This is a genomic window from Limnospira sp. (genome assembly GCF_051859755.1).
GTDB lineage: Bacteria > Cyanobacteriota > Cyanobacteriia > Cyanobacteriales > Microcoleaceae > Limnospira > Limnospira fusiformis.
Map to the genome: position 1 here is coordinate 1 of NZ_JBIMLI010000153.1, position 11008 is coordinate 11008.

12 protein-coding genes are annotated in these 11008 nt (G+C 46.0%); 7 read left to right on the top strand and 5 right to left on the bottom strand.

Features of this window, described 5'->3' with window-relative positions; genetic code table 11:
• The first annotated feature begins 86 nt into the window (after positions 1-86).
• Genes fbp through ACTIE0_RS20310 form a run of 6 tightly spaced genes read left to right on the top strand, consistent with a single transcriptional unit; the run spans position 87 to position 5596 of the window.
• Complete coding sequence (gene fbp, locus ACTIE0_RS20285) at positions 87-1160, top strand: class 1 fructose-bisphosphatase (protein ID WP_006622480.1); 1074 nt, start codon at positions 87-89, stop codon at positions 1158-1160.
• 54 nt (positions 1161-1214) lie between these two features.
• Positions 1215-2744, top strand: a complete 1530-nt coding sequence (gene zwf, locus ACTIE0_RS20290) for a glucose-6-phosphate dehydrogenase (protein ID WP_006622479.1) — start codon at positions 1215-1217, stop codon at positions 2742-2744.
• 58 nt (positions 2745-2802) lie between these two features.
• Complete coding sequence (gene opcA / locus ACTIE0_RS20295) at positions 2803-4134, top strand: glucose-6-phosphate dehydrogenase assembly protein OpcA (RefSeq protein WP_006622478.1); 1332 nt, start codon at positions 2803-2805, stop codon at positions 4132-4134.
• 59 nt (positions 4135-4193) lie between these two features.
• Positions 4194-4373 carry a hypothetical protein gene (locus ACTIE0_RS20300; protein WP_006622477.1) on the top strand — a complete coding sequence of 60 codons (180 nt, stop codon included), beginning with the start codon at positions 4194-4196 and terminating at the stop codon, positions 4371-4373.
• Between the two features lie 21 nt (positions 4374-4394).
• Positions 4395-5198 carry a hypothetical protein gene (locus ACTIE0_RS20305; protein WP_006622476.1) on the top strand — a complete coding sequence of 268 codons (804 nt, stop codon included), beginning with the start codon at positions 4395-4397 and terminating at the stop codon, positions 5196-5198.
• A 41-nt stretch (positions 5199-5239) separates the two neighbouring features.
• On the top strand, positions 5240-5596 hold the full coding sequence (locus ACTIE0_RS20310) for a (2Fe-2S) ferredoxin domain-containing protein (RefSeq protein ID WP_006622474.1): 357 nt from the start codon (positions 5240-5242) through the stop codon (positions 5594-5596).
• On the opposite strand, the gene ACTIE0_RS20315 is transcribed toward ACTIE0_RS20310, so the two are convergent.
• The 5 genes from ACTIE0_RS20315 to ACTIE0_RS20335 form a co-directional block, all read right to left on the bottom strand.
• Positions 5586-6665, bottom strand: a complete 1080-nt coding sequence (locus ACTIE0_RS20315) for a glycosyltransferase family 4 protein (protein ID WP_006622473.1) — start codon at positions 6663-6665, stop codon at positions 5586-5588. The genes ACTIE0_RS20310 and ACTIE0_RS20315 overlap by 11 nt on opposite strands.
• Before the next feature lie 179 nt (positions 6666-6844).
• Complete coding sequence (locus ACTIE0_RS20320) at positions 6845-7270, bottom strand: helix-turn-helix domain-containing protein (RefSeq protein ID WP_006622471.1); 426 nt, start codon at positions 7268-7270, stop codon at positions 6845-6847.
• Between the two features lie 92 nt (positions 7271-7362).
• Positions 7363-7884, bottom strand: a complete 522-nt coding sequence (locus ACTIE0_RS20325) for a phosphoribosyltransferase (protein ID WP_006622470.1) — start codon at positions 7882-7884, stop codon at positions 7363-7365.
• Between the two features lie 155 nt (positions 7885-8039).
• Positions 8040-8573, bottom strand: a complete 534-nt coding sequence (cysC, locus tag ACTIE0_RS20330) for an adenylyl-sulfate kinase (RefSeq protein WP_035759991.1) — start codon at positions 8571-8573, stop codon at positions 8040-8042.
• A 218-nt stretch (positions 8574-8791) separates the two neighbouring features.
• Positions 8792-10183 (bottom strand): NAD-dependent malic enzyme, encoded by a 1392-nt coding sequence (locus tag ACTIE0_RS20335; RefSeq protein ID WP_006622468.1) that lies wholly within the window; start codon positions 10181-10183, stop codon positions 8792-8794.
• A 205-nt stretch (positions 10184-10388) separates the two neighbouring features.
• Between ACTIE0_RS20335 and ACTIE0_RS20340 the strand changes: the two genes are divergently transcribed.
• Positions 10389-10892 (top strand): hypothetical protein, encoded by a 504-nt coding sequence (locus tag ACTIE0_RS20340; protein WP_006670789.1) that lies wholly within the window; start codon positions 10389-10391, stop codon positions 10890-10892.
• Positions 10893-11008: the final 116 nt, after the last annotated feature.

Here is an 11008-nt window from a genome sequence, read left to right on the forward strand (position 1 = left end):
CGACAGTCCCGGACGAAGCCAGAAATAAACGTCAATATCCGGCTATGTCCGGTTTTGTTTAAGTTTTATAGAGCAGAATTTAACTTATGGTACAGACAGCAAGCGGTCAAATCCAGCCAGATCCCCTAGGTTTAGATAGAGGATACTACTTAGATCGGGACTGTACAACCCTATCGCGGCACGTTTTACAGCAACTCCAAAGTTTCGGTCCTGATGCTCAAGATATTAGCGCCCTGATGAACCGCATTGGACTAGCGGGGAAACTGATCGCCCGTCGTCTGTCAAGGGCGGGGTTGGTAGAAGGAACCCTAGGATTTACGGGAGAAGTGAATATCCAGGGGGAAGAAGTCAAACAAATGGATTTTTTCTCCAATGCAGTTTTTATCTCGACCTTCAAACAAAGCGGCTTAGTGTGTCGCCTAGCTTCGGAAGAAATGGATAAACCCTACTACATCCCAGAAAACTGCCCCATCGGACGCTATACTCTGCTTTATGACCCCCTAGATGGTTCCTCAAACCTGGATGTTAATATGAATGTGGGTTCCATCTTCGCGATCCGTCAACAGGAAGGTTACGACGAAGAAGGAGAAGCCCTAGACTTATTGCAAGGCGGTCATAAACAAATCGCTGCTGGATACATCCTATATGGTCCTAGCACGCTCCTGGTTTATTCAATTGGTAGGGGGGTTCATTCCTTTACTTTAGACCCCAGTCTGGGGGAATTTATCCTGGCTCAGGAAAATATCCAAGTTCCCGAACATGGTCCGGTCTACAGTGTTAACGAAGGTAATTTTTGGCAGTGGGAGGAATGCTACCGAGACTATATCCGTTATGTTCACCGCCATGATGGCTACACAGCCCGCTATAGTGGGGCTTTGGTGGGAGATATTCACCGCATTCTCTGTCAGGGAGGAGTATTCCTATACCCGGGAACAGTGAAAAACCCTGATGGTAAATTGCGCCTATTATATGAGTCGGCACCAATGGCCTTTTTAATGGAACAGGCGGGGGGTCGCGCTAGTACGGGTAGTCAGGATATCTTAAATGTGGTTCCCGAAAAACTCCATCAACGCACGCCTCTGATTATTGGTAGTAAAGAGGATGTAGCTTTAGTGGAGTCATTTATAAGCGATCGCAAACGTCGCGAAACGGAAACTTAGATCAATAATAAAATCCGGCAACCTCTGTTAACTTAATTATTCACGACAGCCTAGATGGTTACACTCTCAGAAAATCCCCTCCGCGTTGGTCTACAACAAGACCGCATTCCCGAACCCCAAATTTTAGTAATTTTCGGGGCTTCCGGCGATTTAACCCAGCGTAAGCTAGTTCCCGCCATTTATCAAATGCACCTCGAACGTAAGTTACCCCCAGAATTAACCATTGTTGGGGTAGCACGCCGAGACTGGACTGATGACTATTTTCGTGAGCATCTTCGACAGGGTATTGAAGAATTTGGCGGCGGGCTACAATCGGAAAAAATATGGCATAACTTCGCCCAAGGCTTATACTACTGTTCCGGTAATATGGACGAACCGGAAAGCTACCAAAAGCTAAAATCCCTTTTGGCTGAATTAGACTCGAAACGCCTAACCCGTGGAAATCGGGTATTTTATCTATCGGTGGCTCCTAGATTTTTTGGAGAAGCAGCCCAACAACTGGGACAAGCCGGAATGTTGGAAGACCCCAAAAAGCAACGCCTAGTTATTGAAAAGCCTTTTGGTCGTGACCTGGGTTCGGCGCAAGTCCTTAACCGGGTGGTGCGTAATGTCTGCACTGAGGAGCAAGTTTACCGTATTGACCACTACCTCGGTAAGGAAACAGTACAGAATTTGATGGTGTTTCGGTTCGCTAACGCTATTTTTGAACCGTTGTGGAATCGTCAGTTTGTTGATCATGTACAAATAACGGTGGCGGAAACTGTAGGCTTGGAAGGACGAGCGGGATATTATGAAACGGCTGGGGCGCTGCGGGATATGGTACAAAACCATTTGATGCAGTTATTCTCGCTCACGGCTATGGAACCCCCTAACTCTTTGGATGCTGATAGTATCCGCACGGAAAAGGTTAAGGTGGTACAAGCTACCCGTCTGGCAGATTTTAATAACCTAGAAACAGCAGCAGTCCGAGGACAATATATCAAGGGATGGATGAATGGTCAGCAGGTTCCGGGCTATCGTGACGAAGATGGCGCATCACCAGAGTCTACTACGCCTACCTATGCGGCTTTGAAACTTAGTGTTGATAATTGGCGCTGGAAGGGTGTACCTTTTTACCTGCGTACTGGTAAGCGAATGCCTAAGAAGGTTACGGAAATCGCTATTCAGTTTAAGGAAGTGCCTTTTTTAATGTTCCAATCTGCTGCTAAACAGGCTAATCCTAATGTGTTGGCGCTGCGAATTCAGCCGAATGAAGGGATTTCGATGCGGTTTGAGGTGAAAACTCCGGGAAATTCCCTCAGAACTCGCTCGGTGGATATGGATTTCCGCTATGATACGGCTTTTGGTAAGCCTAGCACTGATGCTTATGCTAGGTTATTGATTGACTGTATGCTGGGAGACCAAACTCTATTTACGCGAGGGGATGAGGTGGAAGCGTCCTGGCGGGTTCTAACTCCGGTATTGGAAGCCTGGGATGCTCCGGCGAAGCCAGATAGTATCCCTTTCTATGAGGCGGGAACCTGGGAACCTGTGGAGGCGGAACTATTGCTTAACCGGGATGGTCGCCGTTGGCGTAGGCTTTGATATTTGGGTCTATCTATAACTTTTGTTCGCGTTCAATCAATAAGCTACTGAGTTAAATATGAATACACCACTTGTTGCACTCCAGAAACCAAAGGATATTTCTCTGAGTGAAATTGAGGCAGAACTTAATAGCATCTGGCTTAGTCAAAGTTTCGGTCAGGGTAAAACGGCGGCGATCGCTACTAGGGCGGCTACTTTTAGCATGGTGATCTATGAACCGGAGGAGTTTCAGCAACTCCTGGGGGGTCTCGGCTTTTATAAAGGGGCGATCGATGGTATTCATGGTACGGAGACCCGTGATGCTGTTCGTGATGCTCAAAAGGCTTATCAATTGCCGATTACGGGTCGGGTAGATTCGGATACCCTGGAACACCTACGCACTGAGTTTGCTAAACTTTCCCCAGAACAGCGGGTGATTAGAAATATTGATGCTCGTGGATTTAGCATCAGCGAAACTATTGCTAACCAAAATCCCTGCCGCATTATCACTCTCTGTCCGACTTGGGGAGAAGATACGGGAGTTACGGCCCAGGTTTCTGCCTATTGTCCCCTACAAAACAACAAGGAAGAGGGTTTAATCTGTTGTGAATATGTCACCCTCCGAGGCACTAAGGCGGCTTTGGAAAGGGTTAGTAATGTGGTCACATCTTTATTAATTCCCGATTTGCCTAAGTTTGTCTGGTGGAAGGCTACCCCTAACCCGGAACAAGAATTGTTTAAGCATTTGTCCTGTTGCAGTAATTGTGTGATTGTCGATTCCTGTTATTTCAGCGACCCTGAATCGGAATTACTCAAAATGCAGGAACTGGTTGACCAAGAAACCTATATTGCTGATTTGAATTGGCATCGTCTCTCGCCTTGGCAGGAGTTGACAGCGGCTACTTTTGACCCCCCAGAACGTCGGATGTATCTTGGGGATATTGACCATATTACCCTCGACTATGAAAAGGGTAATGCGGCTCAGGCTTTGATGTTCCTCGGTTGGTTTGCTAGTCGTTTGCAGTGGGAACCTCTGGAGTTTACTGAGTCGGGGGGAGACTATGACCTGAAGCACGTTAAGTTCCGTGGTCCTGATAATCAGGAGATTATTGGGGAACTCGCTGCTATTCCTATGGCAGATACTGGGGAAATTCCGGGCGATTTGGTGGGTGTGCGCCTGACTTCTACTAATCCCAAGGCTAATTGCTGCACTATTCTATGTTCGGAAACTACTGGCTGTATGCGTATGGAGGCGGGGGGTAGCGCCCAGTCGTGTCAGACTGAACAAGTGACTTCGGTGACAGACCAAAAAGCAGAATATCTGATGGCGCAACAGCTACAACGCTGGGGCCGAGATGTTTTGTATGAGGAAAGCCTGGCGGCGGTATCTGCAATTCTCAATCTGCGCTAGGTTTTGGTATAATCGGTTACTTTAAGGATGACTGGGATACTATAGAATAAATTTGTGTTTTGGGGTTTGGTGTTGCTGGCGATCGCTTTTTTAATAAAATGGAGGCGATCGCCTCACACTTACTTTCAAAAATACCCATATTTTTAAGTATTAAAAATCCTGGTTTAATTGGAAGCCAGCCAGCCAGAGGTTGGCAAGACTACGGAAAGCATCTACAATATAGCGCGAATTTACATTGATATCATCAGAGGTGTCTGAATATGTATTCCCATAAAGATAATTCCCCGGAAACCCCGGAAAATGAACCACTTATCCCTCAGCAAAATGTCAATAACTCGACAACTACCTCGGAACTACCCCCGGTAGTGAAAACTGGGTCTATTGTAGCCCTAATTGCGGTGGTGATGATGGCGGTGGTGGGGTCGCTGATGGTTAGTCCTGACCAGGCTACGACAACGGGAAGTCAGTCAGAAGAAGAAACTGTGGCTACGGAAGAGGCGACTATGGAAGTGGTGACTACTCCCGCCGCCTCTGTGGTGGAAGAAACAGCAGAGACTACGACGACGGAGACAACAGAAACTCCTGATGCGATCGCTTCTGAACCCCAGACCCCAGAAACTACGGAGGACCTTACTGCTGCGACTCCAGAAACTACACCAGAAACTACAGAAGTGTCGGAGTCCCCGGAAACTGAAGCAGCCATGACTCCTGACCCAACTCCGACGGCTGAGATGACGACAGGAAACGAGGTAGCGGCAGTTCCTGAGACGGTCAATATTGAAGAATTGAATAATATTATTTACGATAAAATTGACCGGGCTTGGACTGTGAAAGGAACCCCGGTTCCTACGGCGGTCAGTTACATGGTGACAGTGACTCCGACGGGGGCGATCGCGGAATTTGAACCTAAGTCTTCTGAGGCTTCGGAAAACGTTGATAATACTCCTCTACCTACTCTAGTGGAATCTGACGCTATGGCGGCGGAAACTGCGGGTAAAACAGTGGTATTTGAGGTGGTATTTACAGATAGGGGGGTTTTGGAGGTTAGACCTTCTCAGCAGTAATCCCCTGGCTTTTGCGATCGCGTTTTGTACATAATGGGGGTATGGAAATTTTTAGCAAAACCTCCCAAATGCCAGAAACCCAGCCACCCCAACCACAAACCACCTCGGATCAATCTCGGTGTGTCCTGGTTTGTCAGCATCAGTCCTGCTTGCGGAATGGTTCCGAGGGTACTCTGAAAGCCTTTGAGGATGCAGATGTCCCTAATGTGAAGGTGGAGGCTAGTGGCTGTCTAGGACAGTGTAATATAGGTCCGACGGTGCGGGTAATTCCCGATGAGACTTGGTACTATCGAGTTCAACCGGAAGATGCAAAGGCGATCGCCACCCAACATTTACAAGGGGGAAAACCTGTCCAGGAAAAACTGAATCCTAGGATACATCCTCAGTTCAATTTTTAAGCGCGATCACATCGGATAACCATGTTTCTAAGCGATCGCCTAAAGCTACTAAGGAATATTCCTTTTCGGCTAAAGCGCGACATTGGCGGCGGTCAATTTGCTCTAATTTGGCGATCGCATCGACCAAACCCGTTACGCTGTCGGGTTCGACTAGCCAACCCGTTTCACCATCTCGGACAATTTCGGCGGGTCCACCCCGTCGATAACTAATCACCGGAACCCCACAGGCTAAGGCTTCAATAGCGACATTTCCAAAGGCTTCTACCCAGCGATGAGTCATTAATAAACCTCGACATTCACGCAGACCCTGTTGTAGTTCATCTGTATTCAAAAATCCCCGATAATTTAGGGGCGCATTCGGATAAGTATTCAGGATATTTTGCCAATATTGCTCATCCTGAATTTTGCCAAAAATTGCCAGAGGGATACCTGTTTTATCCGCCGCCGCGATCGCATCCTCTAAGCCTTTTTCCGGGGAAATACGACCCATCCAAGCTAGTTGTTGATGGGGTTGATCACAAAACTGATAGCGATCCATTTCTAAGCCACTTCCTAAACAAGCATAGCCTAGGTCTGAACCAAAGGTGGCGGCTTGGGTATGGCTATAAAATCCGACAGTCCCCGGAAACTGTTTCATCACCTCAACAACTATCTGATCTAAGGCGGAAATTAGGGAACCCATACTCACCCAGTGAGCGATCGGAGTCGGGAAAAAAGGAGTCAGATAAAATGGTAGCCAATCAAAGGCAAAATTGACAATTGCATGATAGTTTGTCTGTACCTGTCGCCCATATTCCCACATATTTCCTAACACAGAATTTTCCGGTATGGTAATCAGAGAATCTCGGTCTTGATTTTGGGCGATCGGTTGTAGTTTCCCCGAAATTTCTATAACTGATAGGGACTCTAACACTGACCCAGAAGGCGCAACAACGGTTATATCATGACCTCGGCTGTGTAAGGCTTTTGCCATATTCAACAATGTTAATTCGACTCCCCCCCCTAATCCTGAACCCAGGGGACCGACCGGGGTGGATATAAATAGTAATTTCCAGCTTTTTTGAGGCATACTTATGAGTTAATTAACTAGAGTAATTTGATGCTATAATTAGTCCGCACGCTTGACGGCAGAGGCGATCGCTTCTTGTAGCCCTTTAGGTATCTGTAAACAGACCAAAACCCACCGCCCAGGGGATAGGTTTCTGGGCGTATGGTCTGGGACTACCAACACCGAACATAGGGATTAATTTACTTTATTTCCTTGTATCTTAATCGTTTTCCCTTGCGACGTAGATAACGTTTTATTTCGATATCTGATGTTACCCAAGTATTCATTTCTTCATCCCAATAAAATTTTAAGGTCTGGCGAATACGCAAAGTTCTAACCCGTTGGTGAGATACTCCTAAAATCCGCATCACATCAGACTGTCGGAATTTGGGGACACTATTGAGGTAAGAGGTTCTGGCTTTGGGTTCTTCCTCATCAAATACCGATTCCCATAGATGCTGAATACTATTAAGAATAGCTTGAGAAGGTTCACCCCGACCATTTTCCCAACGATTGACACTACCACGAGACACGCCCAGCTTTTGGGCTAACCCTTCTTGGGATAAATGCAGTCTCCGTCTCAAAGTTCGCATCAAGATCTGGAGATTCGATTCAATCTCTGACATTAGCTTTCAACTGTGGTTTGCTTCAGTGTACAGTTTAACAACTTAATAGAGTATCAAATATCTGATACCTTGGCGTTAAACGTTAATTTTGTTTAAGAATCTAGTCCATTCACCTGGTGGACTAAATCCGCTGGCTGGAGTTGTTCGTAATATTCAAAGGGTTGATGAATCCAGGGATTATTACTCAGAAAATCCACATAATAATCAGGGACAAAGGTAGAACAACTTTTATACCAGATTACTCCTGTACGAACTTGGGTAATCTCATCAGGGTAGTGTTCTGTTAACCAAACAATTGAACGTTCAAGACTAATCCCAGAATCAGCTAAATCATCTACTAACAAAATGCGATCGCCCAAATTTTCTGTAGTCATGCTAAGATGATGGGCGATCTGAATTTCTCCTCGAATTTTTCCACCGGGTCCCCCATAGGAAGAAGCCGCCAAAATCCCTAGGGGGACATCATAAATACGCGAGAGTATATCCCCAATTCGTAGCCCTCCCCTAGCCAGACAAATAATCTGATTAAACTCCCACTGAGATTGATATATTTTAGCTGCTAAAACTTCGATTTTTTGGTAATATTCCGACCAAGAAATATATAAGTCATTCATAGACACAAATTGACTATTAATATATTGATAATTATCTGATTAATTGGAAAGCAGCAGCCAGAAGTTAGCTATCAGGATTCCGGCTAGGGGAGAGTTAATCAATTCCCCTCAGCGCCGGATTAGTCTCTGTTACCTACCTGATAATCGTGATTTATTCAAGCTCCTAAATAACCCAATTTTTGTAAACTTTGAATCACCTTATCAACACTTTCCGAAAGTTCTTCGAGGTCGGTGCGACATTCAATCTCAGGATTTAGGGGAGGTTCGTAGGGGTCATCAATACCAGTAAAGCCTTTAATTTCGCCAGCCCTAGCCCGTTGATACAGTCCTTTCACATCCCTTTCTTCACAAACATTTAAGGGTGCATTAACAAAGACTTCGACAAAATCACCAATCCGTTGACGGACTTCCTCACGAATTTCTCGATAGGGAGAAATTGCGGAAACAAATACAATCACACCGTTGCGAGTTAATAAATGAGAAACAAAGCCAATGCGGCGAATATTCTCATCGCGGTCTTCTTTGCTAAACCCTAAGCCTTTAGTTAAGTTAGTGCGGACTATATCCCCATCTAAAATTTCTAATCTGTATCCCTGAGATTTCAGCTTTTCGGCTACAGCTTGGCTAATGGTGGTTTTCCCCGCGCCACTCAAGCCGGTAAACCAGACTGTTACACCTCTTTGCTCCATTGATTGAGTTTCTCCTGTCAACATTATAATTGAGCTAAAATCTGCGCCCCTTCTCATAGAGGTGGAGCCTCTAAAAAACTCCCCGCCCAATATAATAGAGTAGTTGTTGACATTTTGATCATGAAATTAAACAGGTTGGCCAGCCTGTGAGCGGTTGTTTATGGCAATTTTGGGAATGGTGAGTAGGGGTGGGGGAAAATTCCCCCAATAGTTAAACCCTAACGGCGAGCAATTCCTTCTTGGCGCGCAGTATGGGAGACGGCTGCAGCTACAGCGATCGCCACACGCTTATCAAAAACGGACGGCACAATATTTTCAGGGCTCAACTCATTAGCTGTCACCAAAGCAGCGATCGCCGCCGCCGCTTCCAAATACATACTCATAGTGAGGCTGGAAGCCCGACAGTCCAAAGCGCCCCGGAAAATGCCAGGAAATGCCAAAACATTATTAATTTGATTAGCATAATCACTGCGTCCGGTAGCAATCACCGCCACATCATTAGTGATTAATTCTGGCTGAATTTCAGGAATGGGGTTAGCCATAGCAAATACAATGGGATCACTAGCCATAGATTTAACCATTTCCCTGGTGATCACACCGGGAACACTGATCCCCATAAACACATCAGCCCCTTTCATGGCATTAGCAATAGTTCCAGATAACTCGACAGCAAATTCTTGTTTTTGGGGGGTGAGGTCCGATCGCCCTTTGGAGATAATGCCGCGAGAATCACAGATAATAATTTGAGTAGCCCCGGCTTTTTTGAGAAGTCGAGCGATCGCAATTCCCGCAGCCCCGGCCCCATTTAAAACAATCTTGACCTCCTCTATGGGTTTGTTAACCAACTTCAGGGCATTGATTAAAGCAGCTAAACTGACAATAGCCGTACCATGCTGGTCATCGTGAAATATGGGAATCTCGAGAATTTCTCGGAGTCGCGCTTCAATCTCAAAACAGCGAGGGGCGGCGATATCCTCTAAATTGATGCCACCAAACACCGGGGCGATATTTTTGACTGTTTCCACAATGGCATCAGGGTCTTGAGTATCCAGACAGACGGGAAACGCATCAATATCGGCAAATTCCTTAAACAGCATAGCCTTACCTTCCATGACAGGTAAAGCACCTCCCGGTCCCAAATTACCCAGACCCAAAACGGCGCTACCATCAGTGACAATAGCCACGGTATTTTGTTTAATGGTGAGGTTGTAGACCTGTTCCGGGTCATCGGCGATCGCCCGACAAATGCGACCCACACCGGGAGTATAAGCCATGGCTAGGTCGCTTTGAGATTTGAGGGGAATTTTGCTATTAATGCTAATTTTGCCGCTGCGATGTAGGTTAAAAGTGCGATCGTAAACTTCCAGCAGCTTTGAATCTGGCAGATTTTTGACCGATTCGATAATTTCCTCGGCGTGTTCTGTACTCGAAGCATCAACGGTGAACTCCCTGACGGTGGTATGGAGAGTTTGTTCGATCAGATCAATCGGACCCATATTGCCCCCAGTATTGGCGATCGCCTGAACAACACTGGCCAGCTTACCCGCTTTATTGGGCAATTGTAAGCGCAGGGTGACACTAAAACTCGGATTTGGTGTGAGATTGACCATGCTGCAATAACCATAGAAGTTAAACCGTAGATTTTAGCTTGCTATGAGAAAATCTCGATATCTCGTTTGATACAAGTTCACTTAATCATCATTGAGTCAGGAAAGCCAGATAATGCCTGTGTAGTTCACCGATAGCATAAAATCAGATTAGCTTTTTGGCTTTTGTCTAATGTCCCATTCGCTGTCCTTCCACAAATGGGGAACCATGATCAAAATTAACTATTTTCCCAAGTTAGTCTGCGCGGTTGTCCTCAGTTTATCGGTGCTGGTTTCCGGCTGCTCTGATCTAACCACTAGCACACCTGATACTGGTACTACCGGGGCGGTTCAACAGGTCGCAGATGCTCAACCTCTCCCTGGGGGTCAGTTTAACCGATATTTCCCTAGGGGTGCCGATGGCTATAGTGTTACTTTCCGCCAAGAAAAAGAGGGATTTGCTCAAGCGCAACTTTCTCGCGGTGGTGATGCTCTGGCGCTGCTATCGATTAATGATTTGGCTAATAACCCTAGCGCCGCCCGCAAGTTTCAGGAGTCTACCCAGAGAATTGGTGGATATCCCGCAGTTACTCAGGGTAGAAACACTACGGCGCTACTGGTAGGCGATCGCTTTCAGGTTAAGGTTCAATCTAGTTCTGAGTCTTTTACTCCCAGCGATCGCGAAGTCTGGTTACAAAATTTTAATCTCTCTGGTCTAGCACAATTGCGTTAATCTATCAAGTTTTTGGGAGCATGATTTAATCACAAATTAGGTTAATATTTTAGGGCAATACGGTATAATAAGCGAGAATGGTTGAGGATAAACCTATTGCCAGATATGTCAAACCC

Excerpts from the sequence above, each read along its gene's own strand:
- fbp (WP_006622480.1), top strand. The coding sequence starts at position 87 with ATGGTACAGACAGCAAGCGGTCAAATCCAGCCAGATCCCCTAGGTTTA.
- zwf (WP_006622479.1), top strand. The coding sequence starts at position 1,215 with ATGGTTACACTCTCAGAAAATCCCCTCCGCGTTGGTCTACAACAAGAC.
- opcA (WP_006622478.1), top strand. The coding sequence starts at position 2,803 with ATGAATACACCACTTGTTGCACTCCAGAAACCAAAGGATATTTCTCTG.
- ACTIE0_RS20305 (WP_006622476.1), top strand. The coding sequence starts at position 4,395 with ATGTATTCCCATAAAGATAATTCCCCGGAAACCCCGGAAAATGAACCA.
- ACTIE0_RS20310 (WP_006622474.1), top strand. The coding sequence starts at position 5,240 with ATGGAAATTTTTAGCAAAACCTCCCAAATGCCAGAAACCCAGCCACCC.
- ACTIE0_RS20315 (WP_006622473.1), bottom strand. The coding sequence starts at position 6,665 with ATGCCTCAAAAAAGCTGGAAATTACTATTTATATCCACCCCGGTCGGT.
- ACTIE0_RS20320 (WP_006622471.1), bottom strand. The coding sequence starts at position 7,270 with ATGTCAGAGATTGAATCGAATCTCCAGATCTTGATGCGAACTTTGAGA.
- ACTIE0_RS20325 (WP_006622470.1), bottom strand. The coding sequence starts at position 7,884 with ATGAATGACTTATATATTTCTTGGTCGGAATATTACCAAAAAATCGAA.
- cysC (WP_035759991.1), bottom strand. The coding sequence starts at position 8,573 with ATGGAGCAAAGAGGTGTAACAGTCTGGTTTACCGGCTTGAGTGGCGCG.
- ACTIE0_RS20335 (WP_006622468.1), bottom strand. The coding sequence starts at position 10,183 with ATGGTCAATCTCACACCAAATCCGAGTTTTAGTGTCACCCTGCGCTTA.
- ACTIE0_RS20340 (WP_006670789.1), top strand. The coding sequence starts at position 10,389 with ATGATCAAAATTAACTATTTTCCCAAGTTAGTCTGCGCGGTTGTCCTC.